Genomic DNA, 25,946 nt, shown 5'->3' on the forward strand with positions numbered 1-25,946 from the left:
CAGCATCGGGCAGATCTCCGCACGAAGTAGCAGCGGGCACCGGCCACGTGATGCGGCGGTGCGATCCGAACCGGCTCGCACGGCCACAGCGTCGATCGGAATCCTCGGTGGTTCCCACAACTCGGCCGCGGCGGTGACATTCGTCCAAGGCGTGGTGTGTCTCGCCGGGGGAGAATTCGCGTATGGCGATGACATGGGAACAGGTGGTGGAGATCGCGACCGCGCTGCCGGGGGTGGCGGAGGGGACGTGGTGGCGCAGTCCGGGGCTGTCGGTCGGCGGGAAGAGCTTCGCGCGGCTGCGGTCGGAGGCCGAGGGCGGGCTGGTGCTCTTGTGCGAGCCGTCGGAGAAGGAGGCGCTACTCGCCTCGGGGGATCCGGCGTTCTATACGACGCCGCACTACGACGGGCACCCGTATGTGCTCATCGATCTGGAAGTGGTCGACCGGCGACAGCTCGCCGAGCTGATCGACAGCGCGTGGTGGTTGCGCGCACCTGCGAAACTGCGGCGCGAACGCGCGTAGGGGGACACCGTTGTCCCCGCGGTGGACTCAGTCCCGCTCGGACAGATCACGCAGGCGCGCAAGGGTTTTCGCGAGGATGCGCGAGACGTGCATCTGCGAGATGCCGAGCTGATTCGCGATCTGGGTCTGGGTCATCGACTCGAAGAAGCGCATCGTGAGGATCCGCCGCTCCCGTTCGGGCAGACCCGCCAGCAGCGGGCGAACCGCGATGTACTCCTCGACCCGGTCGAACTGCGACTCCTCCTCGCCGAGGGTGTCGAGCAGCGAGGCGTCGCTGTCGCGACCGACCGAGGCGGCATCGATCGAGGTGGGCTGGTAGGCGTTGCCCGCGATGACCGCCTGGGTCACCTCGTCGGGGTCGACATCGAGTTCGGCCGCGATCTCCTTGGCCGTCGGCGAACGACCCAACCGCTGGGAGAGCTGGTCCACGGCCGCACCGATACGCAGATGGGTTTCCTTCACCCGCCGCGGCACCCGCATGGCCCAGGTGTTGTCGCGGAAGTACCGCCGCACCTCGCCCATGATCGTCGGCACCGCGAACGACAGGAAGTTCGAGCCACGGCTCAGATCGAACCGGTCCACCGCGTGCACCAGGCCGACCCGCGCCACCTGCGACAGATCGTCGAACGGCTCACCGCGACCGCTGAACTTGCGGGCGATGTGGTCGGCCAGCGGGATGCAGCGGTTGATCAGCGCGTCCCTGGCCACGGCGTGCGCGGCGCTGCCGGGTTCGGTCGCCGCGAGCCGTTCGAACAGCGCGCTCACATCGTCGTACCCGGAGGGGGCGGCGGGCGCGGGCTCGGTCAGCTGCTCCTCGACGACCTGCTCCTCGATGACCGGCTCGTCGAGCACGGCTTCGGCGGGCTGTTCGAGAATTTCCGGATCGGGCTTGTGCTCTTCGTTGGTTTCGCCGTGCACTACGCCTTCCCCCGGACCCGACGGATACGGACACTCGTCGGATACCCGGACCTGGCGGCGTCGAATCCTTGCTGGTCGGCGTTCACCTCGTCGCTCAGCGTGCGCAGGACATGCCAGCCGAAGCTGCGCTGGTCGGGCAGGCCCTCCGCGGCCGCGACACCCTCCACCCGCACGACGAGTTCGGTGTCACCGACGACGAACTCGCAGGTGAGCTGCGAGCCGGGCGCGGCGATCGCGATAAGCGTGGAGCACACCTCGTCGACCGCCAGGCGCACGTCGGCCACCTCGTCGAGGGTGAAATCGCTGAGCAGGACCAGTGTTTCGGCCAATCCACGCAGGATCGGCAGCTGGGTCACCGACGCTGCCACGCGAATCTGCACCGGATCGCTGAACAGCTCTTGTTCCGCCGAAATGTTGGTCACGCTCTGTAGGCTACCCACAACCGGCCGCCGATCACCACGCGGTCGCTACACTTGCGCGCTGTGTCCACACCGACGTTCCACCGCCCGGCCGAGCCGATGATCGCCCCGTCCATCCTGTCCGCGGACTTCGCGAACCTGGCCGCCGAGGCCGCCGCTGTCGAAGGTTCCGACTGGCTGCATGTGGACGTGATGGACGCCCACTTCGTGCCGAACCTCACACTCGGCCTGCCGGTGGTGCAGAGCCTGCTGAAAGCCACCGACATCCCGTTCGACTGCCACCTGATGATCGAGGACCCGGGCCGCTGGGCGCCCGGCTACGCCGAGGCGGGCGCCTACAACGTCACCTTCCACGCCGAAGCCACCGACGACCCGATCGCCGTGGCGCGCGATATCCGCGCCGCGGGTGCCAAGGCCGGGCTGTCGGTGAAGCCGAACACGCCGATCGAGCCGTACCTGGAAATTCTGCGCGAATTCGACACCCTGCTGGTGATGAGCGTGGAACCCGGCTTCGGCGGACAGTCGTTCATTCCGGAGGTCCTGGAGAAGGCCCGGATCGTGCGCAATCTCGTGGACGCGGGCGAATTGCAGCTGCTCGTCGAAATCGACGGTGGCATCAATACCGACACCATCGAGCAGGCCGCCGCGGCGGGCATCGATTGTTTCGTTGCCGGGTCGGCGGTCTACAACACCGCCGACCCCGGCGCGGCCGTACAGAATCTGCGCAGTCTGGCGACCGCCGCCTGGTTGCCGTAACCCGGTTCGGTCAGTGCGGGTGCAGGGCGTGGCTGCCCAGCGCCCGCGCTGTCTCGATCACGGCCTCGAGCGGCGGCCGATTGTCGGCCGCCTCCGGTGCACGCACCCAGGTGCGGTAGCCGGTGCGTTCGTCGTCGGGGGAGGGCAGCACGATGTGGCTGCCCGCGCACGCGACGCTCGCGTACAGGCGGAACAGTTCGGCTTCGGCTGTCGGCGTGAGGGTGTCGAGGTGGCAGGGGCCGGTGAGGAAGGTCCAGCAATGGGCGCGCGGATGGTCGACGACCGGTCCGGCGATACCGTCGGCACGCAACTGCGCCTGTACCCGCTCGCCCAGGTCACCCGGCATGGTCACCGCACCGTAGTGGGTGCCGATCTGCAGGAGGATGCGCCGGGAGTCGGGGTCGACCGTCGCGGGCAGGTGTAGCTCCCGCCGGTAATGGACGCAGCGACTTTCCAGCGTGGAATCGAGCAGTGGGTAGCTCACAGTGTTGTCTCCCGGTATCGCATCGTTGAACGTCGGGAATCGTTGACGTAACAATATTGCGTCAGTGGCCAGGGCGTGGCAAGTCCGTGGATCTCCGTGTTTCTTCTTTCGGTGCTCGGGGTACAAAGCGGCGTGGTCGTGGCCGGAAAATTTATTGCACCGGCACACGGAGAAAATCGAACGAAGGATTGCCGCCGCATTCTCTTTCGGCGGTGATTCTTTATGTCCGGATTCTTTTCCCGCGATTTTCCGGCGCGGTTGCGGGTTTTGCGGTCTCCCGCTCAGCGCGCGGTCGGATTCCGCCCTCACCTGTGCCGCCACTAGGCTGTGCGTCGAGCGGGAATAGCGGTCGTCTACCCGCTGTTGGGCCCAACGGGTACGGATGACGCGACAAGGGAGTCAGACATGTTCACAGGGATCGTCGAGGAACTCGGCGAGGTCGTGGCCACCGAGCAGCTGGCCGACGCCGCCCGGTTGACGATCCGCGGCAAGCTGGTGACTTCCGATGCCGGACACGGCGATTCGATCGCGGTGAACGGCGTGTGTCTCACCGTCGTCGATGTGATCGACGGCGACAGCTTCACCGTCGACGTGATGGCCGAAACCCTCGACCGGTCGAGCATCGGTGCCCTCGTGCCCGGCTCCCGGGTGAACCTCGAACGCGCCGCCGCGATCAACAGCCGCCTCGGTGGGCATCTCGTCCAGGGCCACGTCGACGGAACCGGCACCGTGCTGGCCCGCACCCCGTCCGAGAACTGGGAGGTTGTCCGCATCTCCCTGCCCGACGCCATCGCCCGCTACGTCGTCCAGAAAGGCTCGATCACCGTCGACGGCGTCTCGCTCACCGTGTCGAACCTCGGCATCGAGGACGAACCCGCCGCCGACGGCAACCGCGACTGGTTCGAGGTCTCGCTGATCCCCACCACCCTCGCACTGACCGTACTCGGCACCGCGCCGGTCGGCACGACCGTGAACCTCGAGGTCGACGTCATCGCGAAGTACGTGGAGCGCCTGGCACAGCGAGGCTGACACACCCGGCGCGGGCACCCCGGAACCCTCTCGAAGCACGCCGTACTGTAGTAGTCATTGTCAGTTTCTCGGCCGCCTCGATCTGGACTGACCAGAGGGTGCGACGAAGGAGTGCCCGCCGGGAGGGAAGATCGAGGCCCCCAGGGCCGAGAAACACCGCGGCCCCGGCCGCCAAAATTACGGAGCAAGCAGACGTGACCAGGTTGGACAGCATCGAGCGCGCGATCGCCGATATCGCGGCCGGCAAGGCTGTTGTCGTCATCGACGACGAGGACCGTGAGAACGAGGGCGATCTCATCTTCGCGGCCGAGAAGGCCACCCCGGAGCTGGTCGCGTTCATGATCCGCTACACCTCCGGCTACATCTGTGTGCCGTTGACCGCCGACGACTGCGACCGCCTCGGTCTGCCGCCCGCGTACGCGATGAATCAGGACAAGCACGGCACCGCCTACACCGTGTCGGTCGACGCGCGCGAGGGCATCACCACCGGTATCTCCGGCGCCGACCGGGCCGTCACCATGCGGCTGCTGGCCAGCGCCGAGGCCAAGGCCGACGATTTCACCCGTCCGGGTCATGTGGTGCCGTTGCGCGCCAAGGACGGCGGGGTGTTGCGCAGGCCCGGTCATACCGAGGCCGCGGTGGATCTGGCCCGCATGGCCGGGTTGCGGCCGGCGGGCGTGATCTGCGAGATCGTCAGCCAGAAGGACGACGGGCACATGGCCCGCACCGACGAGCTGCGGGTGTTCGCCGACGAGCACGACCTGGCGATGATCTCGATCGCCGACATGATCGCCTGGCGGCGCAAGCACGAGAAGCACGTCGTCCGGGTCGCCGAGGCGCGCATCCCGACGGCGCACGGCGATTTCAAGGCCGTCGGCTACCAGAGCATCTTCGACGAGGCCGAGCACGTGGCGCTGGTGCGCGGCGACATCGGCGACGGCGAGGACGTGCTGGTCCGGGTGCACTCGGAGTGCCTGACCGGTGACGTGTTCGGTTCGCTGCGCTGCGATTGCGGCCCACAGCTCGACGCGGCACTGGAAATGGTCGACACAGAGGGTCGCGGCGTGGTGCTGTACATGCGCGGGCACGAGGGTCGTGGCATCGGCCTGATGCACAAGCTGCAGGCCTACCAGTTGCAGGACACCGGGCGCGACACCGTCGACGCCAACCTCGACCTCGGCCTGCCCGCCGACGCCCGCGACTACGGCACGGGCGCGCAGATCCTGGTGGATCTCGGCATCCGGTCGATGCGGCTGCTGACGAACAACCCGGCCAAGCGGGTGGGTCTCGACGGGTACGGGCTGCGGATCACCGAGCGGGTGCCGATGCCGTTGCGCGCCAACGCCGAGAACCTGCACTATCTGCGGACCAAGCGCGATCGCATGGGCCACGACCTGGTCGGTCTCGACGACCTGGATCTCGGCGAAACCGCGCAGTAACTCTCCCGAAAGGCAGCATCAGACGATGAGCGGCACCGGCGTACCGGAATTCGCGCTGGCCAAGGCCACCGACCTCAAGCTCGCCATTGTGGCGTCGCGCTGGCACACCGAGATCTGCGACACCCTGGTCGCGAACGCGGAGCGCGTCGCGAAGGAGGCCGGGGTCGAGCACGTCACCGTCGTGCGCTGCGCCGGGGCGATGGAATTGCCCGTCGTCGCACAGGAATTGGCACGCAGTCATGACGCCGTTGTCGCGCTCGGTGTCGTGATCCGTGGTGGCACACCGCATTTCGAGTACGTGTGTGATGCGGTGACGGCCGGGCTCACCCGGGTGTCGCTGGACGAGTCGACCCCGGTCACCAACGGCGTACTCACCACCAACACCGAGGAGCAGGCGCGTGACCGTGCGGGCCTGCCCGGTTCGGCCGAGGACAAGGGCGAGCAGGCCTGCGCCGCCGCGCTGGACGCCGCGCTCACCCTGCGCGCGCTGCGATCGGCGTGACCGTGCCCGTGGAACAGCACGCGGAGTGGGAGCTCGAGGTGCGCCCTCGGCGCGCGACCCGGACCGCCGTCGTGGCCGCGGTACTCGTGCTCGCGTTCTTCACCGCGGGCGGGTTGCTGCTGCGCACCGGGTCGACCGGGGTGAACTTCCGGGTCGCCGACCAGGTCGCGATGATCCTGATCGGCGTCCTCGGCGCGGGAGCGGTGCTGCTGCTCACCCGGCCACGGGTACGTGCCGGTGCGCGCGGGGTGGCCGTGCGCAATATCCTCGGCTACCGCGAATACCCGTGGGACGTCATCCGCGGCGCCGCCTTCCCCGATCGCAAGGCGTGGGCGCGGCTCGAACTCGTCGACGACGACTACGTGCCGATGCTGGCCATCCGGTCCAACGACAAGACCTACGCCGCCGACGCCATCGAGCGGCTGCGCGAACTCGGCGCCCGCTACACCGCCTGAATTCGCACCACCGGAGCTCGCGGGGACCGAGCTGGACACCTGATCACCACGCTGTGGTGGCGTTCGGCTCTCGCCCGATGCCGCCACCCCAGCGTGGTCGCTGCGGTCAGCGGGTGTCGCCGAGTACCGCACCTTCGCGGCGGGGGTCGGCCCCACCGATCCAGCCGTCCTTCCCGTCGCGCTGCAATGCGCTGAGGCCGCTGGACTGCGGTGCCACCGTCACCTGATGACCCATCTCGCGCAGCTTGCGCACGAGGGGGTCGTTGTCACCGTTGGCGGTGGCGTCGATCGCCGGATGCTCACCGCCGATACCCGTGCTCGGCGAATTGCCCGCCCCGAAGGACACCCCGGACACCGCCTGCTGCGGATCCAGACCCCAATCGAGCGCTCCGACAAGGGTTTTCACCACGAACTGGATGATCACCGAGCCGCCGGGAGAGCCGGTGACCAGGGCGAGCTCGCCACGGTTGCCCTTGTCGTCGCGATCGAACACCAGGGTCGGGCTCATCGAGCTGCGCGGCCGCTTACCCGGCTGCAGGCGGTTGGCGACGGGGATGCCGTCGGGGTCGAGCGGGTCGGCGGCGAAGTCGGTGAGCTGGTTGTTCAGCAGGAACCCGTCGACGAAATGGAACGAACCGAAGGCTGATTCGACCGTGGTCGTCATCGCGGCCGCGTTGCCGTACTTGTCGACCACCGAGATGTGGCTGGTGCCGTGCTCGGGCGGCTGCGGGCCGTTGCCCAGCGGCACCGGGCCGAGATTGCCCGGCTGGGCAGTACCCATGCTGCGGTCCGGATCGATGAGCGTGGAGCGTTCCTTCAGGTACTGCGGGTGGACCAGCGACAGCGCCGAATTACCCGGCAGCGGAATGAAATCCGGGTCGGCGACGTACTTGTTGCGGTCGGCGTAGGCCAGGCGCTCGGCCTCGGAGATCAGGTGCACGGCGCGGGCATCGGGCTTGCCGCCGTTGCGGTTCACGTCCTGTGGGCCGAGGGTGGCCAGATCGAAATTGGCGAGGATGCCCATCGTTGCCGCCACGGTGCTGCCGCCCGAGGACGGCGCGGGCATGCCGCACAACTCGTACTTGCGGTACCCGGTGCACAGCGCGGTGCGCTTCTTCGGTTCGTAGTTCGCGAGGTCGGTGGTGGTGAGCAGGCTCGGTGTGCGCCCACCCGCCGTGCTGCCGGCCGCCTCGACGATGTCCTGGGCGATGGGGCCGCTGTAGAGGGCTTCGGCGCCGTCGGTGGCCAGGGCCGACAGGGTTTTCGAATAGGCCGGGTTGGTGAGCACGGTGCCGCTGCGTTTCGGCGAGCCGTCCGGTTCCAGGAAGTAGGCGCGCGCGCCCTCGTCGGTCGCGAGGTCCTTGGCTGATTCGGCGATCTGGCCCGCCAGCCGCGGGCTGATCTCGAAACCGCTGTCGGCCAGTTCGATCGCGGGATCGAACAGTTCCTTCCAAGCGGTCATGCCGTGCTCGCGGTGCGCGAGCTCCAGCATCCGCACCACACCGGGCACCCCGATCGAGCGGCCGCTGGCGCGGGTGTTCGGCGCCGGTTCGGTGCGGTCGGTGTCGCTCACCCAGCGCAGGTAGTTCTCGGTGGCGGCGGCGGGTGCGGTCTCGCGGCCGTCGTAGGCCTCGACCGTGCGGGACTTCGCGTCGTAGTGCACGAGGAACGCGCCGCCGCCGATGCCGGAGGCCTGCGGTTCCACCAGGCCGAGCACCGCCTGTGCGGTGACCAGGGCATCCGTGGCGGTGCCGCCCGCGCGCAGCACCCGGCAGGCGGCCTCGGTGGCGATGGGGTTCGCCGTCGACACCGCGTAGGTGCTGGTGCGGACCGGTGACATGTCGCCGCGGTAGCCCGAGGCGATCTCGGGGTTGGTGCTCAGATTCTGGGTGGTCGGGCCCGTCGCGGTCGCGGGCGCCGCCGTGATCGGGGTGCCGTTGGGCGGGCTGGTGCACTCCGCCGCCTCGGTGTCGTCTGTCGAACAACCGGCCAGCAGCCCCACCGTGAGCACTGCGGCCGTCGTGGCCCCGATCCACGTCCGTCGCCTTGGCGTCATCGTGGCAGCGTAACCCCGAACCGTCGTCGCGCACAGGGATTTCCGGCCGGGCGCGGCAGCGTTACCCTGGCTGACATGGCGATCGATGCGGTGCTGTTCGATTTCTCCGGCACGGTGTTCCGGTTGGAGGACGACCCGAGCTGGGCCGACGTCCTCGTCGGCGACGACGGCACCCCGTTCGACGTGGCGGCCAAGGCCGAGGTCCTGCGGCGCATGACGGCACCGGTCGAACAGTTCATGACCTTCGACCCGCCCGGCCAGCACGCCTGGGACAACCGCGACCTCGATCCCGCCCTGCACCGCCAGGCCTATCTCGAGGTGCTACGCGGTTCGGGCGTACCCGAGGCGCAGGCAGCCGACCTGTACGGACGGCTCATCGACCCGCTGGCCTGGACGCCGTACCCCGACACCGGAACCGTGCTGAAAGCCCTTGCCGCCCAGGGCATCCCCGTGGGTGTGGTGAGCAATATCGCCTTCGACATCCGGCCCGCGTTCGCCACCCGGGGCTGGGACACACTGGTCGGCGCGATGACCCTGTCCTACGAGGTCGGCGCCATCAAACCCGACGCACGGATATTCCAGGACGCGATCGACCGCCTCGGCGTCGACCCGAACCGTGTCCTGATGGTCGGTGACAGCGCCGAGGCAGACGGCGGGGCCACCGCCCTCGGCGCCCGGTTCGCCCTCGTCGACCCGCTCCCGATCGCAGATCGTCCACGCGCGCTCATCGACGCCCTGGCACTCCACGGGATCGCCACCCAGTAGAGGTCCGGTACGGTCGCGCTGCCGATCAGCGGCCTGCCTTCAGCGCTGGCGGGTGAACCAGGTCTTGGCCGACGGGCGCATCAGCAGGACGGCGACCGCGCCCGAGGCGACGATGCCCACCGCGCCCGGCGGAAGGCCGGTGAGGATGCCGGTGCAGGAGGTGAGTGCGCCGACGGCCGCCAGGGTCACCGCGGCGACGCGCACGCGGTCGCCCGCCCGGCCGAAGAGCACGACCAGTGGAACCAGGGCGAAGGTCGGGAGGTAGCCGACCACCACGCCGAGTGGGCTCTGCTTGCCCAGTGCGGCGCCGATCACGATCAGCACCACGCCGACCGCCGCGGAGACCAGGGCGATCAAGCGCGCGCCGCGCACCGTGGCGGGCATCAGCCACGACGGGGTCGCCTCGTCGTCCAGGTCGTCGTAGGGGTGCAGGGCGGGGGCGTCGGTCATCGGGGGTCCTTTCCGGCGGCAAGCCGAACATCAACGCTACACACCGGCCTCCGGCGCCGGACCCGACGGTTCGCCCGTGCGTCCCACCCAGCACGGGCGGCGGGATTGTCGGTACGCCTCGCTACCCTGGATACGTGGCAGATCCCGCGACATACCGGCCGGCGCCGGGCACGATTCCCGTCGAACCCGGTGTGTACAAATTCCGGGACGCCTACGGGCGGGTGATCTATGTCGGTAAGGCCAAGAGCCTGCGCAGCCGGTTGAACTCCTACTTCGCCGACGTGGCGTCACTGCATCCGCGCACCAGGCAGATGGTGACTACGGCCGCGAGCGTGGAGTGGACGGTGGTGTCCACCGAGGTCGAGGCGCTACAGCTCGAATACAACTGGATCAAGGAATTCGATCCGCGCTTCAATGTGCGCTACCGCGACGACAAGTCCTACCCGGTGCTCGCGGTGACCCTCAACGAGGAATATCCGCGGCTTTTCGTCTACCGGGGCGCCCGCAAGAAGGGTGTGCGCTACTTCGGCCCGTACGCCCACGCCTGGGCCATCCGCGAAACTCTCGACCTGCTGCTGCGGGTGTTTCCCGCGCGCACCTGTTCCAACGGAGTCTTCAAGCGGCACAACCAGATCGGGCGCCCCTGCCTGCTCGGCTACATCGACAAGTGCTCGGCGCCGTGCGTCGGCCGGGTCAGCGCCGACGAGCACCGCCACATCGTCGACGACTTCTGCGACTTCCTGTCCGGCAAGACCGACAAGATGGTCCGTGCCATCGAACGCCGCATGCACGAGGCCGCCGACGACCTCGACTTCGAGACCGCCGCCCGCCTGCGCGACGACGTGCAGGCCCTGCGTCGAGCACTCGAGAAGCAGGCGGTGGTGCTCGGCACCGGTACCGACGCCGATGTGATCGCCTTCGCCACCGACGAACTCGAGGCCGCTGTGCAAATCTTCCACGTGCGCGACGGGCGCGTGCGTGGTCAGCGCGGCTGGGTGGTCGACAAATCCGGCGACGCGCTCGACATCGCCGAATCCGGCACCGAACTGGCCGCCCTCGTCGAACAGTTCCTCACCCAGTTCTACGGCGAACAGGCCGCCATGGCCGACCAGACTGTGGAACCCGAAGCGGCGAACGTCGTCCCGCGCGAGGTGCTCGTGCCCGTGCTGCCCGCCGACGCACCCGAGATCCAGGCGTGGTTGAGCAAACTGCGCGGTTCGGCGGTGTCGCTGCGCATCCCGCAGCGCGGTGACAAGAAGGCGCTCGCCGAAACCGTGCAGCGCAACGCGGGTGAGGCGCTGGCCCAGCACAAGCTCAAGCGCGCGGGCGACCTCACGTCGAGATCGCAAGCGCTGCAAGACATTCAGGACGCACTCGAACTCGACAGTGCCCCGCTGCGCATCGAATGCGTCGATATCAGCCATGTGCAGGGCACCGACGTGGTCGCCTCGCTGGTGGTGTTCGAGGACGGCCTGGCCCGCAAATCCGAGTACCGCCACTTCGCGATCAAGGAGGCCGCGGGCGGCGGCCGCTCCGACGACGTCGCCAGCATCGCCGAGGTCACCCGTCGCCGCTTCGCCCGGCTGGCGCGGGAACGCCAGCAGCCCGTCGACCTGCCGGCGGAACTCGCCGCCGACGACACCGACGAGCCCGGCTCACGCCCCGGCATCGATCCCACGACCGGCAAACCGCGCCGCTTCGCCTACCCGCCCAACCTCTACGTCGTCGACGGCGGCGCACCGCAGGTCGCCGCCGCCGCGGAGGTGCTCGACGAACTCGGCATCACCGATGTGGCGGTGATCGGCCTGGCCAAACGCCTGGAAGAGGTCTGGGTCCCCGGCGAACCGGATCCGGTCATCATGCCGAGGACGAGCGAGGCGCTCTTCCTGCTGCAGCGTGTGCGCGACGAGGCGCACCGCTTCGCCATCAACTTCCACCGCAGCAAGCGCTCCCGCCGGATGACGGCGTCGGCGCTCGACTCGGTGCGCGGGCTCGGCGAGACGCGACGCGCCGCGCTGGTCACTCATTTCGGTTCGGTCGCGCGGATCAAGGACGCGACGGTCGACGAGATCACCGCAGTGCCCGGTATCGGCGTTTCCACGGCCAAAGCGGTACTCGAGGCACTCAACAGCACGTAGCGATCAGCGAGACGCAACATTGCGAGTGCCGTACGTTGTGTCTGCGCCCGATACCCGAACCGGTGCGGGATGATCGAAAGGCACCCAGAAACGGATCCGGTAGGACATGACAAGCGTCGAATCGAACAACAAGGCGGGGGCGGAACCGGACAACGCCGGGACAGTCACCGACACACAGCAGCCAGTAGAAGTGGTCATCGTTACCGGCTTGTCCGGCGCGGGCCGCGGCACTGCCGCGCGCGTCCTGGAGGATCTGGGCTGGTACGTCACCGACAATCTGCCACCGGAACTGATCGGCCGCATGGTCGAACTCGGTGCCGCCGCCGACCCGCCGATCCGGCGGCTCGCGCTGGTCATGGACGTGCGGAGCCGGTTCTTCACCGGTGACCTCTCCGGTGTGACCGAACAGTTGCGCGCGGCGGGCATCCGCACGCGGGTGCTGTTCCTCGAGGCCTCCGACGACGTGCTCATCCGGCGTTTCGGGTTCGCCAGGCGCAGGCATCCGCTGCAGAGCGACAGCCCCGACGGCACCCTCTCGGCGGGCATCACCGCCGAACGGGTGCGGCTGTCGGCCGTGAAGGCCGCCGCCGATGTCGTCATCGACACCACCGAGCTGTCGATCCACCAGCTGCACCGCAAGCTGGAAGAGGTGTACGGCGCGGGCGTGCCCGCCGCGCTGCAGCTCACTGTGCAGTCCTTCGGTTTCAAGTACGGTGTTCCACTCGACGCCGACACGGTGTTGGATGTGCGTTTCCTGCCGAATCCGCATTGGATTCCCGAATTGCGGGAACACACGGGCCAGGAGTCGGTGGTCAGCGACTATGTGTTGTCGCAGCCGGGTGCGCAGGACTACCTGCGCACCTGCCACCACCTGGTCGACCTGACCACGACCGGATACCGGCAAGAGGGGAAGCGATACATGACGGTGGCAGTGGGGTGCACCGGCGGGAAACACCGCAGCGTCGCGATCGCCGAGGCGCTCGGCGAACGCATCGGTGCCGACACCGGCCCCGCGGCGGTCGACGTCGTGCGCGTGGTGCATCGGGACCTGGGGCGCGAATGAGTGGATGGGAAGCCGACCCAGCCGTCGTCGCGCTGGGCGGTGGTCACGGCCTGTACGCGACACTCACCGCGGTGCGCAGGCTGACCAGACGGATCACCGCGGTGGTGACGGTCGCCGACGACGGCGGGTCGTCCGGACGCCTGCGTGCCGAACTCGGCATGCTCCCGCCCGGTGACCTGCGGATGGCGCTCGCCGCGCTGGCCGAGGACGCCGACGGAATCTGGGCAACCACCGTGCAGCACCGCTTCGGCGGTTCCGGCGCGCTCGCCGGGCACTCGCTCGGCAACCTGCTGCTCGCCGGGCTCACCGACATCCTCGGCGACCCGGTCGCGGCGCTCGACGAGGTGGGCAGGCTGCTGCGCATCACGGGCCGGGTGCTGCCGATGTCGCCGATCCCGCTCGACATCGAGGCGGAAGTATCGGGGCTGGAAGCGGATCCGCGAGTGGGCCGATGTGTACGCGGTCAGGTCGCGGTGGCGACCACACCGGGTAAGGTCCGCCGGGTGCGGCTGATTCCCTCGGATCCGCCTGCCGGCCCGGCGGCCGTCTCGGCGATCGAACACGCGGATGTCGTTGTGCTCGGGCCGGGTTCGTGGTTCACCAGTGTGATCCCGCACGTGCTCGTCCCCGGTCTGCGCGACGCGCTGGTCCGCACCAGGGCGCGTAAGGTACTGGTGCTGAATCTGGCTGCGGAGCCGGGGGAGACGGCCGGCTTTTCCGCCGAGCGCCATCTCCATGTATTGTCCCAGCACGCACCGGGTTTCGCGGTCGACGATGTGCTCGTCGACTCGGCGTCGGTGCCCGAGGGGCGGCAGCGGGAACATGTGTCAAGAGCCGCCGAACAGTTGCGCGCACGGGTAACGTTCTGCGATGTGGCCGAGCCGGGAACGGATCGGCATCATCCCGGAAAACTAGCCGCCGCACTGGATCAGCTGATTCGGTCGCCGCGGTCGCAACTGGCTGGGCTTCGAGTCGAGAGACAGCACAGTGCCACGGATGTGCACAGTGTTGCAGATGAGCGTTCGGGGTCGGTGGGAAAGGAGCGCGTCTCGTGGCGATGACAGCCGAGGTGAAGGACGAGCTGAGCAGGCTCGTGGTGTCGCAGGTCAGCTCACGCAAGGCGGAATTGTCGGCATTGCTGCGGTTCGCGGGCGGTCTGCACATCGTCGGGGGTCGGGTGATCGTGGAAGCCGAGGTGGACATGGGGTCCATCGCCCGCAGGCTGCGCCGCGAGATCTTCGAGTTGTACGGCTACGGCTCCGATGTGCACGTGCTCGGCGCGGGTGGCTTACGCAAGACCTCCCGCTACGTGGTCCGGGTGTCCAAGGAGGGTGAGGCGCTGGCCCGCCAGACCGGGCTGCTCGACGTGCGCGGCAGGCCGGTGCGCGGATTGCCCGCCCAGGTGGTCGGCGGCAGCATCGGTGACGCCGAAGCCGCCTGGCGTGGTGCTTTTCTCGCGCACGGTTCGCTCACCGAGCCGGGGCGCTCCTCCGCGCTCGAGGTGAGCTGCCCCGGCCCGGAGGCGGCGCTGGCGCTGGTCGGCGCGGCCCGTCGGCTCGGGATCACCGCCAAGGCCCGTGAGGTGCGCGGCACCGACCGGGTGGTGGTGCGCGACGGCGAGGCGATCGGCGCGCTGCTCACCCGCATGGGCGCCCAAGACACCAGGCTCACCTGGGAGGAGCGCCGCATGCGCCGCGAGGTGCGCGCGACGGCCAACCGGCTGGCCAACTTCGACGACGCCAACCTGCGCCGTTCGGCCCGCGCGGCCGTCGCGGCGGCGGCCAGGGTGGAGCGCGCGCTCGAGATCCTCGCCGACGACGTGCCCGACCACTTGGCCGCCGCGGGCAAGCTGCGCGTGCAGCACCGGCAGGCCTCGCTCGAGGAACTGGGTCAGCTCGCCGAGCCGCCGATGACGAAAGACGCTGTCGCGGGCCGTATCCGGCGCCTGCTGTCGATGGCCGACCGGCGCGCCAAGGACCTCGGTATCCCCGATACCGAGTCGGCGGTGACGGCCGAACTTCTCGACGACGCCTGAGGATTCGCGCCACCCGGTTGTGGCGTATCCGACGTTTAGGGCATAGCGGTCATGTGCGATCGCTATGCCCTTTAGTCTGTGCATTCCGGGTGCTCAGGGGCGCGCGACTCACAAACCGCAGGTGGCTGTCGGTGGGGTTGGGTCGGCTACTACTGTGGTCATCGTCGGAATGAATCCGCTTGAAAGCTGAGGAGCGATAACGTGACTGTCCGGGTAGGTATCAACGGCTTCGGTCGTATCGGACGTAACTTCTTCCGTGCGGTGGAGGCGCTGAAGGCTGTCGGCAAGACCGATATCGAGATCGTCGCGGTCAACGACCTCACCGACATCAACACTCTTGCGACGCTCCTGAAGTACGACTCGATCCTGGGTCGCCTGCCGCAGGACGTGTCCGTCGACGGTGACACCATCGTCGTCGGCGAGCAGCGCATCAAGGCGCTCGCCATCAAGGAAGGCCCGTCGGCGCTGCCGTGGGGCGACCTGGGCGTCGACATCGTCGTCGAGTCGACCGGTATCTTCACCGACGCCGCCAAGGCCAAGGGTCACCTGTCCGCGGGTGCGAAGAAGGTCATCATCTCCGCGCCGGCCTCCGGCGAGGACATCACCATCGTGATGGGCGTCAACGACGACAAGTACGACGGCAGCCAGAACATCATCTCCAACGCCTCGTGCACCACGAACTGCCTCGGCCCCATCGCCAAGGTGCTCAACGACGAGTTCGGCATCGTCCAGGGCCTGATGACCACCATCCACGCGTACACCCAGGACCAGAACCTGCAGGACGCGCCGCACAAGGACCTGCGTCGCGCCCGCGCCGCGGCCCTGAACATCGTGCCCACCGGCACCGGTGCGGCCAAGGCCATCGGCCTGGTGCTGCCCGAGCTGCAGGGCAAGCTCGACGGCTACGCGCTGCGCGTTCCGGTCCCGACCGGCTCGGTCACCGACCTGACCGCCACGCTGGCCAAGTCCGCCACCATCGACGAGATCAACGCCGCGATGAAGGCCGCCGCCGAGGGCCCGCTGAAGGGCATCCTCAAGTACAACGTGGACCCGATCGTGTCGAGCGACATCGTCACCGACCCGCACTCCTCGATCTACGACGCCCCGCTGACCAAGGTCATCGGCAACGAGGTCAAGGTCGTGTCCTGGTACGACAACGAGTGGGGCTACTCCAACCGCCTCGCCGACCTCATCGGTCTCGTCGGCAAGTCGCTCTGAACGCGATGACGGTCAAGACACTCCAGGATCTCCTGGCCGAGGGTGTCGAGGGTCGGGGCGTGCTCGTGCGCTCCGACCTGAACGTCCCCCTCGACGACAACGGCCGGATCACCGACCCGGGCCGCATCATCGCCTCGGTGCCGACGATCCAGGCGCTGGTCGAAGCGGGCGCCAAGGTCGTCGTGATGGCGCACCTCGGCCGCCCGAAGGGCGAGCCGGACCCGAAGTTCTCGCTGGCCCCCGTGGCCGCGAAGCTGGCCGAGCTGCTGGGCCGCAATGTCCAGCTGGCCGGTGACGTGGTCGGCTACGACGCGCTCTCGCGCTCGGAGGGCCTCACCGACGGCGACGTGCTGCTGCTCGAGAACGTGCGTTTCGACGCGCGCGAGACCAGCAAGGACGACGCCGAGCGGGCCAAGCTGGCGGCGGCGTACGTGGAGCTGGTCGGCGACGACGGCGCGTTCGTGTCCGACGGTTTCGGTGTGGTGCACCGCAAGCAGGCCTCGGTCTACGACGTGGCCCAGGTGCTCCCGCACTACGCGGGCACGCTGGTCGCCGCCGAGGTCGAGGTGCTGCAGAAGCTCACCCAGGACCCGGCCCGCCCGTACGCGGTGGTGCTCGGTGGTTCCAAGGTCTCCGACAAGCTCGCGGTGATCGAGGCGCTGGCCCCCAAGGTCGACACCCTGGTGATCGGCGGCGGCATGTGCTTCACCTTCCTTGCCGCACAGGGCATTTCGGTCGGCAGTTCGCTGCTGCAGGAAGAGATGATCGACACCTGCAAGAGCCTGCTCGAGCGCTTCGGCGACGTGCTGCACCTGCCGGTCGACATCGTGGCGGCCGACAAGTTCGCCGCCGACGCCGACAGCAAGACCGTCGCGTCGACCGAGATCCCCGACGGGTGGATGGGCCTGGACATCGGCCCGGAGTCGGTGTCGCGGTTCGCCGCGTTGCTCACCGAGGCCGAGACGGTGTTCTGGAACGGCCCGATGGGCGTGTTCGAGTTCGAGAAGTTCGCCGCGGGCACCCGTGGTGTCGCCGAAGCCATCGTGACCGCCACCGGCAAGGGTGCGTTCACGGTCGTCGGCGGCGGTGACTCGGCCGCGGCCGTGCGCACCCTCGGCCTGCCCGACGACGGCTTCTCGCACATCTCCACCGGTGGTGGCGCGTCCCTGGAGTACCTGGAAGGCAAAGAGCTGCCCGGTATTTCGGTGCTGGAGGGCTGAGCGATGGCAGCACGTAAGCCGCTCATCGCGGGCAACTGGAAGATGAACCTCAACCACCTCGAGGCCATCGCACTGGTGCAGAAGGTGGCGTTCGCGCTGCCGGAGAAGTACTTCGCGAAGGTCGACGTGGCGGTCATCCCGCCGTTCACCGACATCCGCAGCGTGCAGTCGATCGTCGACGGCGACAAGCTGCTGCTCACCTATGGTGCTCAGGACGTGTCGGTGCACGATTCGGGTGCCTACACCGGTGAGATCAGCGGGTCCATGCTGGCCAAGCTGGGCTGCACCTTCGTGGTGGTCGGGCATTCGGAGCGGCGCCAGTACCACACCGAGGACGACGCCACTGTGCTGGCCAAGGCCAAGCAGGCGCTGAAGAACGACCTCACCCCGATCGTCTGCATCGGCGAGGGGCTCGGTGTTCGCGAGGCGGGCACGCACGTCGAGTTCAACCTCGAACAGCTGCGTGGTTCGCTGAAAGGCCTGACGGCCGAGGAGATCTCGAAGGTCGTCATCGCCTACGAACCGGTGTGGGCCATCGGCACCGGCAAGGTGGCCTCGGCGGCCGACGCGCAGGAAGTGTGCGGTGCGATCCGCGGCGAGCTGGAGAAGCTGGCCTCCCCGGAGGTCGCCGCCGGTGTCCGTGTGCTCTACGGCGGGTCGGTGAACGCCAAGAACATCGGCGAACTGATCGGTCAGCCGGATATCGACGGCGCGCTCGTCGGCGGTGCCTCGCTCAAGGGTGACGAGTTCGCCACCCTGTCCGCGATCGCCGCCGGTGGTCCGCTGCCCTGACCTGTTCTGCTGTGCCGAAGGGCCGGAATCCGTGCAAACGGGTTCCGGCCCTTTCGTCTACTGCTGGGCGCGCAGTTCCAGGCCCGTGCCGTTGGCGTTGCGCAGGGTGAGAATGTCGGCATCGATGGTGGCCTCGGTGTGACCGTCGAGGACGCCGAGGACGTGCCGTTCGACCTCCATCACCTCCGGCGGGCACATCATCTTCGTGGTGGCGACCTCGAAGCTCACCTCGTCGCCGGGGCTGAGCTGCGCGGTGCCGGTCAGGCGATTGCATCCGGCGGTGCCGCTGACCTGGCCGTCGGCGGTGATCACGAGGGTGGGTCGGGCCTCGTCGAGCGCGGCCGAACGGATCTTGGCATCCGGGGTGAGCAGGGTGGTCGCGATCCAGGTGGTCCCGGTCAGCGGTTTGTCCGGGGTGACGATCTTCTTGTCGGTGAGGTGGACGGTGACGTCCTTGCCGGTGAGGGTCAGATCGTCGCCGTCGAGTCGCCAGGTGGGGCTCGCCTCGAGGAACGAGTTCTGCCAGGCGTCGGCCTGGCCGCGTTCGCCGGGACAGCCCATCAGGGTGCCGGCGAGCCGGGAGGTGCGCAGCACGTTGTCGCTCAGGTCGACGGTGCCGCTGCTGGTATTGCACCCGGAGTTCGCGGTGATCCGCCCGTTGTCGAAGGTGAGCGTCATCGGACCGCCGCCGGGGATCGCCCCGCCCTCCACCCGCGTCGACAGGTAGGTGTGTCCCATCGGCGTCGGCTTCGGTGGCGCGTCACCGGAGTCACCGGACGAACAGGCGCCTGCCGCGACGGCGAGCGCACAGAGAGCGGCGAGGCGGAGCGGGAATCCCGGCATCGGCCCATCGTACGTCCGCCCGGCGACAGCCGATCAAGATCACCACGCGCTGGTGGGGCCGATGCCGCCACCACAGCGTGGTGAGCGTGCGTCCGGCTGGGGGACCGGGGATATGCTCGGGAATGTGACGGGTGTGGCGGGTGAGCGGGTGTCGACCTGGGCTCCGCTGCGGTCGCCGGTGTTCCGGGCGTTGTGGATCGCGCAGCTCGTGTCGAATCTGGGCACCTGGATGCAGACCGTCGGCGCACAGTGGATTCTCGTCGACCAACCCAATGCCGCGGTGCTTGTCTCGTTCGTGCAGACCGCGATCACGCTGCCGGTGATGTTGCTGTCCATTCCGTCCGGGGTGCTGGCCGATCTGCTCGATCGGCGCCGGTTGCTGATCGGTGCGCAGGCAGGCATGGCGGTGGCCTCGCTGACACTGACCGTCTTCACCGCGACCGGCCACACCACGCCCGCGGTGCTGCTCACGCTGTTGTTCCTGCTCGGCTGCGGGCAGGCGCTCACCGCACCCGCGTGGCAGGCGATCCAGCCCGAACTCGTGCCGCGCGACCAGATCACCTCGGTGGCGGCGCTGGGCAGTATGAGCGTGAACATCGGTCGCGCGGTCGGCCCCGCGGTGGCGGGTGTGCTGGTTTCGGTGGCCGGGCCGACGGTGGTGTTCGGGTTCAACACGCTCTCGTTCGTCGGCATCGTGGCGGTGTTGCTGGTGTCGAAATGGCCGGTCCGGGTTCGCTCGCTGCCGAGCGAACGCCCGCTGGCCGCGTTGCAGGCGGGCACCCGGTTCATCCGGGCCGCGCCCGCCATTCGGCGGGTGTTGTTCCGCTCCATTCTGTTCATCGCGCCCGCCAGCGCGGTGTGGTCGTTGCTCCCGGTGATAGCGCACGACCGGCTCGGGCTGGCCTCCGACGGGTACGGCTTGCTGCTCGGTGCGCTCGGGCTCGGTGCGGTGTGCGGCGCGCTCGGGTTGTCACGCCTGCGGCTGCTGTTCACCCCGACCCAGCGGTTGGCGCTGGCCGCGGTGCTGTTCGGGATCGGCGCGGTGGCGACCGCGCTGGTGCACAGTGTCGTGCTGGTGCTCGTGCTGCTCGTCGGCGCCGGGCTGGCCTGGCTGCTCGCCATGTCGACACTGAACTCGACCATGCAGCTGCTGCTGCCCGCCTGGGTGCGGGCGCGCGGGCTGTCGGTGTACATGCTGGTGTTCATGGGCGGGCAGGCCATCGGCTCGCTGCTGTGGGGTCTGGTCGCCGGGGCCTACGGCGCCGTCACCGCGTTGCTGATCGCGGCGGTGCTGCTCGGGGCGTGCGCGGTGAGCACGGTGTGGTGGCCGATCCGGCACAACGTCGAGGAGATCGACCTCTCGCCGGCCGCGTACTGGCCCGAACCGCAGCTCGTCGTCGAGCCAGACCCGGCCGACGGGCCAGTACTCGTGCTGCGCGGTTACGACGTGCCGCCGGAGGACGTGGCGGCCTTCACCGACGCGATGGCGCTGGTCGGACGGTCGCGGCAGCGCACGGGGGCGATGGAGTGGCGGCTGTATCGCGACGTCGGGACCGTCGACCGGTTCGTCGAGGCGTTCGTCGTCCGCTCGTGGGCCGAGCACATGCATCAGCATCAGGTGCGGCTCACCGCGCGTGATCGGGAGATCGAACAGGCCGTGGCGCACTACGCGGCGGGGCCCGAGACCGTCTCGCATCTGGTCGCGGTCGAGCCTGGTTAGACCGGGCGCCCGCCCAGCACCTAGGATGGTCGCCATGTCGCTGTTCCTCGATATCCTCCTTGTGATCACCAGCGTGCTGTTGGTGCTGCTGGTGCTGCTGCACCGCGCCAAGGGCGGCGGCCTGTCCAGCCTCTTCGGTGGCGGCGTGCAGTCGAGCCTGTCGGGTTCCACCGTCGTCGAGAAGAACCTCGACCGCGTCACCATCTTCGTCGGCATCGTCTGGTTGATCGCCATCCTCGGCATCGGCCTGGAGATCAAGTTCTCCTGATTCCCCTGCGTGGACCCGTCACGTACGGTGACGGACATGAACTCTGGGGGAGTCGTGCGGTCACGTCGGTCGACGCCGACCTGGTGGACCGTCGTCATGTGCTGCATCGCGGTCGCGACCGCACTGAGCTGTTGTGCCCTGCTCTGGCAGAACACGATCGATGGGCCGATCGAACGCCTGCTGGTCGCCTTCGTGGCACTCGGTGCGGTCGGTGTGCTGTGGCTAGCCTTCGGGATCGTCGGGCTGGTGGCGTTCCGTGGGACCTGGCTCACCGTGGTCGCACCGTTGATCGTGGTGCTCACCGCGGTGCTGGGCGGGACAGGCACCGCGCAGCGATTCGGTTGGTCGCTGTCCAAACCCGACTTCGAACGAGCCGCGCAGACATGTGAGCCGTCCACCGCCGACCAGCGCATCGGATTGTTCACCGTCACCGAGGTTCACCAGGAAGACGGCGGATGCCTCTTCCGAACACCCGGCGGCTTCATCGGCAGTGTCGGCTACGCCTATCTGCCCGGCGGCGCACCCGAGCCGACGGGGGAGTACGACGAGACCTACCGGCCGTATGACGGTGTGTGGTACCGGTTTTCGGGGTGGTGATCACCACGGTTCCTCGGCTGCGGTAGTCGCGAGCACCGGTTCGGAAGGTTCTTCCACCCGGTCGAGGTGACGAGCGAGCAATGGACCGATGTGGGCGAAGACCGAGGTGTTGGTGAGCTGGGCGTGGGTGGCCTCGACCGGATGTTCGATGACCTCGCCGGTGACGAACGGTTGCCACATGTCGCCGTCGAACATCGCCGTGATGCCGCGCGTCGCCGAGAAATACAGCAGGTCACCGTCGAAGCGGGCGGGGCGGTAGGTGTGCGACAACCGCACGCCCGCGATGTAGCCCCGGTGCAGGCGTTCGAGCTGGCTGGCCGAAAGCCCGGTGCCGAACGAGGTTTTCGTGCTCGCGAGGATCGCGGCCGCCTCGGCGGCGGTGACATCCGGGGCGGCGTCGGCGTCTTCGGGTTCGTCACCGAGCAGATGGGTCAGCAGGTCGCGCATGCGCGGTGTCGGTGGTTCCTCCGGGGTGTAGACGACGCTGTCGAGCATGGTCAGCACACCGACCCGGGCGCCGGTGTCGCGCAGGCGGACGGCGAGGGCGTGGGCGATCTGGCCGCCGAGCGACCAGCCGAGCAGGTGGTACGGGCCGTGGGGTTGCAGTTCGAGGACGGCGGCGAGGTAGTGCTCGACCAGGTCGTCGATTGTCGGGGTGCCCGTGAGTTCGGTGGCTTGCAGGCCGTACACGGGGCGGCCGGGGAGGTAACCGGTCAGGCCGGCATAGCACCAGGCCAGCGGAACCGCCGAGTGCACGCAGAACAGGGGTGGGCGAGAACCCTTGTGGCGCAGGACGAGAACTGTGCCGAGTGCGTCGTCGTCGCCGCTGTGGCCGTCGAAGCCGGCGATGCGTTCGGCCAGCGCCGCCACCGTCGGTGTGGTGTAGAGCCAGCGCACGGTGACGGGGACGCCGGTCGCGGCGGCGATGTCGGACGAAACCAGCACGCCGAGAAGGGAATTGCCGCCGAGTTCGAAGAAGTCGTCGTCGAGGCCGACGGGGGTGCCGAGCGTCGCGGTGATGCGGTCGGCGATGAGGCGTTGGAGCTCGGTGGCCGGTGGGCGGGCGGGGTTCGCGGTGATCGTCGGTGCGGGGAGGGCCGAGCGGACGACTTTCCCGTTGCCGCCCAAGGGAAGTCGGTCGAGTTCGATCAGGGTGGTCGGGACGAGGGCTTGCGGCAGTGTGGCACGCAACCGGGCCAGGACGGCGGCGGTGTCGACGTGCCTTCGCGGTACGGGAACCACGTAGCCGATCAGACGCGCGCCCGGTGTGCCCGCATCGGCGGCGGTGACCACGGCGTAGGCGATCTCGGGCTCGGTGAGCAGCGCCGCCTCGATCTCCGCGGGTTCGATACGCCTGCCGTGGACCTCGAGCTGGGCGTCGAGCCTGCCGAAGAATTCGAACTCCCCGTCGGGGCGGGCACAGACCAGATCGCCGGTGCGGTACAGGCGGGTACCGTCACCGAACGGGTCCGCGACGAAACGTGACGCGGTGGTGGCCGGGTCGTTCAGATAGCCGTCGGCAACGCACGCGCCACCCACGTAGAGCTCACCCCGCGCGGTGACCGGCGCCTGCCGCAGGCGCGTATCGAGGACCCACGCGGACACGCCCGGCAGGGGATGGCCGACCGTCACCGCACCGTCGGGGTGCATGGCATCCGTCTCGGTCACCATGATGGTGGTCTCGGTCGGCCCGTACCCGTTGAACAACCGCACCCGGGGCGCCCACTCGGCCATCAGTGCCGCCGGGCACGCCTCGCCGCCGATCGCGACGACCTCGACGGTCGGAAGCTGCTGGGGTGACAGTGTGGCGAGCACGGCGGGCGCGGTCTGGAAAACGGTGCAGCCGGTGGTGCGGATCAGCTCGGCCATCTCCTGACCGGCCACGACCGTCGGCGGGGCGACCACCACCCGCGCGCCTGCCGCGAAACCGGCGAGCAGCTCGAGCAGGTGCGCATCGTAGGTGGCGCTGTGCGAGTGCAGAAGAACCGAATCACGGTTCAGCTCATATTGTTTCAACAGGTAGTCGGTAAGTTTGCCCAGTGCGTGGTGGGCGACGACGACACCTTTGGGCGTGCCGGTGGTGCCCGAGGTGTGGATCACGTATGCCGGATCTCCCGGCAGCAGCGGGCGAGGGCGATCGTGGTCATCGACCGGGGTACCCGGATAGCGGTTCGCCTCGGCCGGATCGTCGATGGCGAGCCAGGTGATCGCATCGCAGCCGACGCTCAGCCGCGAAACCGTCACCCCGAGCGGCGCCCCACAGCGCGCGATGATGGTGGACAACCGGTTCGCGGGTTCGTCCGGATCGACGGGGACGACGCAGGCCCCCGTCTTCGCCACCGCCCACAACGCCACCACCGATTCCAGCGAACGCGGAATCACGACGACGACGAAGGTCCCGGGCCCGGCGCCGCGCGCGAGGAGTGCCCGAGCCCAGCGCGACGAGATCTCGTCCAGCTCCGAGTAGGTGAGGGTACGGTCCCGGTCTTGCAGTGCCACTGAGGAATACGTCGCCTCGCAGGTTGCGTCGGCGCCCGCCGTGTCCTGCCGGGTCGGCTGAGTCGGTGGTGAAGCGACGGCCTGCGGTGCTGGTAGCAGTGTGTCGACACTGGGTGGGGTGACCTGGGTCGTCAGTGGCGGGCAGTCGGGCTGGGGCGTCGACGGCTTGCTACCGATCAGAGGGTTTGGTGGGCTGAGTGGCACGCAGTCGGGTGTCGAGAGGGCTGAGCGCAAGAGCTCGGACAGAGTTCGCGTAGGTGCCTTAGGTCGTATTGGATCGGGGGACAACGGGTTCCGTGACTGGAGGGAATTGGCGGCCGCGGCGTGCATGGTGATGGGGTCGTGCGGATGGGCGGTGAGGAAGTGGGTGAAGTAGGTGAGGAACGTGCGGTGGTGGGTGAGGACGGCGTCGTGGGAGTAGCGGGCGGGGTTGGCCTGGAAGTCGATGGAGACCTCGTCCGGGCCGATCTGGTAGCCGTTGACATGCAGATCCGTGACCGGACCCAGGGCGAGCAAACGCACCTGACCCGACAGCGGGCCCAGATGTAAGGGTTCGGTGAAGGCGAGGGTGTTGACCACCGGACCGAACCCCTCCCGCAGGGCGGGGTGGTCGCCGCGGATGTCCTCGTGCCGGTGCCGTTGATGACGCAACGCCCCGATCACCGCCGCCCGCACCTGCGCGATGACAGCGCCGGCCGTGATGTCGTCCAACCCGGACAGCCGCAGCGGAACCACATTCGACATCGAACCCGCCGAACGACGCAGCACAGCGGTCGGTCGCGCGGTGACCGGAATGGTCAGGGTCACCTCCGCGCTCCCGGTCATCCGCGCCAGATACGACCCGAATGCGGCGATGATCAGCTCCGGGAATGTCGCGCCGTGCCGGGCTTTGGCGTCCGCGAGCTGCCGCACGGTTCCGGCATCGAGGGTGGTGCTCACCTGATGCGGGCGGGGCGCGGGTGCCGCCGCCCGCCTGGCCAAGCTCACCGGCTCACCGACCTGGGTCAACTGCTGCCACCAGTAGGCGCGGTCGGCTTCGGCGCGAGAGGATGCCCGATAGGCGCGGTCCTCGTCCAGCAGTTGCGCGACCGACAACGGTCTCCGGTCGGACCTGGCCGCCCTGCTCGTCGATCCGACGACGGCGCTCGTCTCGCGAAGGGCGGTGCGGTAGAGGTCGCCCGTTCGCGTGAGGAGGGCGGCGGCGCCCATACCGTCGAGGACGATGTGGTGGCTGCGCAGGTACAGCAGGTGGCGGGTGGGGGTGATGGTGAAGATCGAGGCGACGGTCAGGTCGGGGGCGAGCGGGTCGAGAGGGGCGCTGTGGTCGCGTTCCATATGGTCGAGGGCCACCGCGACGGCGTCTGGGGCTGCCGTCAGATCGACGATGTCGAAGGCCATCGGAGCCGCGGAGTCGACGAATTGGTTCGGGATGCCGTCCACGAGAATGAGCCGCACCTGCGGGGATTCGAATTCGGCGGCGGCCTGCCGGGTGCAGCGGGCGAGCAGGTCGAGGTCGGCCTCGCCCGCCAGATCCAGGTACATCGCCACGGTGGCGGGGACGTCGGGGTGCAATTGCTGGGCGAGCCACCAGCTCCATTGCGCTTGGGACAGTGGGCAGGTGACCCCGACATCCGACCGCACCGTGAACACGCCTCCATGGGTTGACACCGCACCGCTGAAATGTTCCCGGCAAACCTACGGCACATCGCGTGCCCGCGGCCCGTTTTCGGCGGCGGGTGTGTCCCCGGCGGGGAGCCGA

The 25,946-nt window shown here is 68.7% G+C and carries 24 protein-coding genes; 17 read left to right on the forward strand and 7 right to left on the reverse strand.

The window, feature by feature from the left end; genetic code table 11:
* Positions 1–182 precede the first annotated feature (182 nt).
* On the forward strand, positions 183–521 hold the full coding sequence (locus tag AB0I19_RS08245; RefSeq protein ID WP_357146043.1) for an MmcQ/YjbR family DNA-binding protein: 339 nt from the start codon (positions 183–185) through the stop codon (positions 519–521).
* A gap of 27 nt (positions 522–548) precedes the next feature.
* On the opposite strand, the gene AB0I19_RS08250 is transcribed toward AB0I19_RS08245, so the two are convergent.
* Together AB0I19_RS08250 and AB0I19_RS08255 are read right to left on the reverse strand one after the other, a co-directional pair.
* Positions 549–1,439, reverse strand: coding sequence for an RNA polymerase sigma factor SigF (locus tag AB0I19_RS08250; RefSeq protein ID WP_084456408.1), 891 nt, complete (start codon positions 1,437–1,439; stop codon positions 549–551).
* Positions 1,439–1,861, reverse strand: a complete 423-nt coding sequence (locus AB0I19_RS08255) for an anti-sigma factor (RefSeq protein WP_067493638.1) — start codon at positions 1,859–1,861, stop codon at positions 1,439–1,441. Before AB0I19_RS08255 ends, AB0I19_RS08250 begins: the two co-directional genes overlap by 1 nt.
* Positions 1,862–1,957: 96 nt before the next feature.
* On the opposite strand from AB0I19_RS08255, the gene rpe reads away from it, so the two are divergent.
* Positions 1,958–2,614, forward strand: coding sequence for a ribulose-phosphate 3-epimerase (gene rpe, locus AB0I19_RS08260; protein ID WP_357146710.1), 657 nt, complete (start codon positions 1,958–1,960; stop codon positions 2,612–2,614).
* 10 nt (positions 2,615–2,624) lie between these two features.
* On the opposite strand, the gene AB0I19_RS08265 is transcribed toward rpe, so the two are convergent.
* Positions 2,625–3,098, reverse strand: coding sequence for a hypothetical protein (locus tag AB0I19_RS08265; protein ID WP_225280667.1), 474 nt, complete (start codon positions 3,096–3,098; stop codon positions 2,625–2,627).
* 405 nt (positions 3,099–3,503) lie between these two features.
* Between AB0I19_RS08265 and AB0I19_RS08270 the strand changes: the two genes are divergently transcribed.
* From AB0I19_RS08270 to AB0I19_RS08285, 4 genes are all read left to right on the forward strand, one after another.
* Entirely contained in the window at positions 3,504–4,127 is a 624-nt protein-coding gene (locus AB0I19_RS08270) for a riboflavin synthase (RefSeq protein WP_357146046.1), read from the forward strand.
* Between the two features lie 194 nt (positions 4,128–4,321).
* Entirely contained in the window at positions 4,322–5,566 is a 1,245-nt protein-coding gene (locus tag AB0I19_RS08275; protein WP_067493641.1) for a bifunctional 3,4-dihydroxy-2-butanone-4-phosphate synthase/GTP cyclohydrolase II, read from the forward strand.
* A 25-nt stretch (positions 5,567–5,591) separates the two neighbouring features.
* A complete protein-coding gene (gene ribH / locus AB0I19_RS08280) occupies positions 5,592–6,068 on the forward strand; it encodes a 6,7-dimethyl-8-ribityllumazine synthase (RefSeq protein WP_225280669.1) in 477 nt (158 codons plus the stop codon).
* The gene (locus AB0I19_RS08285) at positions 6,065–6,523 is read left to right on the forward strand and encodes a PH domain-containing protein (protein ID WP_357146048.1); all 459 of its coding nucleotides are present in this window, start codon (positions 6,065–6,067) and stop codon (positions 6,521–6,523) included. The genes ribH and AB0I19_RS08285 overlap by 4 nt, the downstream gene beginning before the upstream one ends.
* A gap of 106 nt (positions 6,524–6,629) precedes the next feature.
* Here AB0I19_RS08285 and AB0I19_RS08290 read toward each other — a convergent pair whose 3' ends face one another.
* Positions 6,630–8,579: a gamma-glutamyltransferase family protein gene (locus AB0I19_RS08290; protein WP_357146050.1), complete on the reverse strand. Its 1,950-nt coding sequence runs from the start codon at positions 8,577–8,579 to the stop codon at positions 6,630–6,632.
* Positions 8,580–8,654: 75 nt separating this feature from the next.
* Here AB0I19_RS08290 and AB0I19_RS08295 point away from each other — a divergent pair, with 75 nt between their 5' ends.
* On the forward strand, positions 8,655–9,344 hold the full coding sequence (locus AB0I19_RS08295; RefSeq protein WP_357146052.1) for an HAD-IA family hydrolase: 690 nt from the start codon (positions 8,655–8,657) through the stop codon (positions 9,342–9,344).
* Positions 9,345–9,383: 39 nt separating this feature from the next.
* On the opposite strand, the gene AB0I19_RS08300 is transcribed toward AB0I19_RS08295, so the two are convergent.
* Positions 9,384–9,794 (reverse strand): hypothetical protein, encoded by a 411-nt coding sequence (locus AB0I19_RS08300; RefSeq protein WP_067636042.1) that lies wholly within the window; start codon positions 9,792–9,794, stop codon positions 9,384–9,386.
* A 134-nt stretch (positions 9,795–9,928) separates the two neighbouring features.
* Here AB0I19_RS08300 and uvrC point away from each other — a divergent pair, with 134 nt between their 5' ends.
* The 7 genes from uvrC (at position 9,929) to tpiA (ending at position 18,260) form a co-directional block, all read left to right on the forward strand.
* Entirely contained in the window at positions 9,929–11,932 is a 2,004-nt protein-coding gene (uvrC, locus tag AB0I19_RS08305) for an excinuclease ABC subunit UvrC (protein WP_357146055.1), read from the forward strand.
* A 106-nt stretch (positions 11,933–12,038) separates the two neighbouring features.
* On the forward strand, positions 12,039–12,995 hold the full coding sequence (gene rapZ / locus AB0I19_RS08310; RefSeq protein ID WP_357146058.1) for an RNase adapter RapZ: 957 nt from the start codon (positions 12,039–12,041) through the stop codon (positions 12,993–12,995).
* Positions 12,992–14,056 (forward strand): uridine diphosphate-N-acetylglucosamine-binding protein YvcK, encoded by a 1,065-nt coding sequence (gene yvcK / locus AB0I19_RS08315; protein ID WP_357146061.1) that lies wholly within the window; start codon positions 12,992–12,994, stop codon positions 14,054–14,056. Before rapZ ends, yvcK begins: the two co-directional genes overlap by 4 nt.
* A complete protein-coding gene (gene whiA / locus AB0I19_RS08320; RefSeq protein ID WP_067493655.1) occupies positions 14,047–15,030 on the forward strand; it encodes a DNA-binding protein WhiA in 984 nt (327 codons plus the stop codon). The genes yvcK and whiA overlap by 10 nt, the downstream gene beginning before the upstream one ends.
* Before the next feature lie 201 nt (positions 15,031–15,231).
* A complete protein-coding gene (gap, locus tag AB0I19_RS08325; RefSeq protein WP_357146064.1) occupies positions 15,232–16,248 on the forward strand; it encodes a type I glyceraldehyde-3-phosphate dehydrogenase in 1,017 nt (338 codons plus the stop codon).
* A gap of 5 nt (positions 16,249–16,253) precedes the next feature.
* The gene (locus AB0I19_RS08330; protein ID WP_357146067.1) at positions 16,254–17,468 is read left to right on the forward strand and encodes a phosphoglycerate kinase; all 1,215 of its coding nucleotides are present in this window, start codon (positions 16,254–16,256) and stop codon (positions 17,466–17,468) included.
* Positions 17,469–17,471: 3 nt separating this feature from the next.
* The gene (gene tpiA / locus AB0I19_RS08335) at positions 17,472–18,260 is read left to right on the forward strand and encodes a triose-phosphate isomerase (RefSeq protein WP_067493662.1); all 789 of its coding nucleotides are present in this window, start codon (positions 17,472–17,474) and stop codon (positions 18,258–18,260) included.
* Positions 18,261–18,317: 57 nt separating this feature from the next.
* Here the strand turns inward: tpiA and AB0I19_RS08340 are convergent, their stop codons facing one another.
* Positions 18,318–19,103 (reverse strand): META domain-containing protein, encoded by a 786-nt coding sequence (locus AB0I19_RS08340; protein ID WP_357146069.1) that lies wholly within the window; start codon positions 19,101–19,103, stop codon positions 18,318–18,320.
* Positions 19,104–19,227: 124 nt separating this feature from the next.
* Between AB0I19_RS08340 and AB0I19_RS08345 the strand changes: the two genes are divergently transcribed.
* The 3 genes from AB0I19_RS08345 to AB0I19_RS08355 are packed head-to-tail and all read left to right on the forward strand — an operon-like array spanning position 19,228 to position 21,688.
* A complete protein-coding gene (locus tag AB0I19_RS08345) occupies positions 19,228–20,823 on the forward strand; it encodes an MFS transporter (RefSeq protein ID WP_357146072.1) in 1,596 nt (531 codons plus the stop codon).
* Between the two features lie 34 nt (positions 20,824–20,857).
* A complete protein-coding gene (gene secG / locus AB0I19_RS08350; protein ID WP_067493884.1) occupies positions 20,858–21,091 on the forward strand; it encodes a preprotein translocase subunit SecG in 234 nt (77 codons plus the stop codon).
* Positions 21,092–21,127: 36 nt separating this feature from the next.
* Positions 21,128–21,688, forward strand: coding sequence for a hypothetical protein (locus AB0I19_RS08355; RefSeq protein WP_357146075.1), 561 nt, complete (start codon positions 21,128–21,130; stop codon positions 21,686–21,688).
* Here AB0I19_RS08355 and AB0I19_RS08360 read toward each other — a convergent pair whose 3' ends face one another.
* A complete protein-coding gene (locus tag AB0I19_RS08360; RefSeq protein WP_357146077.1) occupies positions 21,689–25,837 on the reverse strand; it encodes an amino acid adenylation domain-containing protein in 4,149 nt (1,382 codons plus the stop codon).
* Positions 25,838–25,946 lie beyond the last annotated feature (109 nt).

This window comes from Nocardia sp. NPDC050413 (assembly GCF_040655475.1).
Classification (GTDB): domain Bacteria; phylum Actinomycetota; class Actinomycetes; order Mycobacteriales; family Mycobacteriaceae; genus Nocardia; species Nocardia coubleae.

What these genes read in the sequence shown, in the direction of transcription:
- tpiA (WP_067493662.1), top strand. Translation starts at nt 17,472, where the DNA reads ATGGCAGCACGTAAGCCGCTCATCGCGGGCAACTGGAAGATGAACCTC.
- AB0I19_RS08245 (WP_357146043.1), top strand. Translation starts at nt 183, where the DNA reads ATGGCGATGACATGGGAACAGGTGGTGGAGATCGCGACCGCGCTGCCG.
- AB0I19_RS08340 (WP_357146069.1), bottom strand. Translation starts at nt 19,103, where the DNA reads ATGCCGGGATTCCCGCTCCGCCTCGCCGCTCTCTGTGCGCTCGCCGTC.
- AB0I19_RS08355 (WP_357146075.1), top strand. Translation starts at nt 21,128, where the DNA reads ATGAACTCTGGGGGAGTCGTGCGGTCACGTCGGTCGACGCCGACCTGG.
- ribH (WP_225280669.1), top strand. Translation starts at nt 5,592, where the DNA reads ATGAGCGGCACCGGCGTACCGGAATTCGCGCTGGCCAAGGCCACCGAC.
- AB0I19_RS08270 (WP_357146046.1), top strand. Translation starts at nt 3,504, where the DNA reads ATGTTCACAGGGATCGTCGAGGAACTCGGCGAGGTCGTGGCCACCGAG.
- rapZ (WP_357146058.1), top strand. Translation starts at nt 12,039, where the DNA reads ATGACAAGCGTCGAATCGAACAACAAGGCGGGGGCGGAACCGGACAAC.
- yvcK (WP_357146061.1), top strand. Translation starts at nt 12,992, where the DNA reads ATGAGTGGATGGGAAGCCGACCCAGCCGTCGTCGCGCTGGGCGGTGGT.
- rpe (WP_357146710.1), top strand. Translation starts at nt 1,958, where the DNA reads ATGATCGCCCCGTCCATCCTGTCCGCGGACTTCGCGAACCTGGCCGCC.
- AB0I19_RS08295 (WP_357146052.1), top strand. Translation starts at nt 8,655, where the DNA reads ATGGCGATCGATGCGGTGCTGTTCGATTTCTCCGGCACGGTGTTCCGG.
- AB0I19_RS08290 (WP_357146050.1), bottom strand. Translation starts at nt 8,579, where the DNA reads ATGACGCCAAGGCGACGGACGTGGATCGGGGCCACGACGGCCGCAGTG.
- AB0I19_RS08330 (WP_357146067.1), top strand. Translation starts at nt 16,254, where the DNA reads ATGACGGTCAAGACACTCCAGGATCTCCTGGCCGAGGGTGTCGAGGGT.
- AB0I19_RS08300 (WP_067636042.1), bottom strand. Translation starts at nt 9,794, where the DNA reads ATGACCGACGCCCCCGCCCTGCACCCCTACGACGACCTGGACGACGAG.
- secG (WP_067493884.1), top strand. Translation starts at nt 20,858, where the DNA reads ATGTCGCTGTTCCTCGATATCCTCCTTGTGATCACCAGCGTGCTGTTG.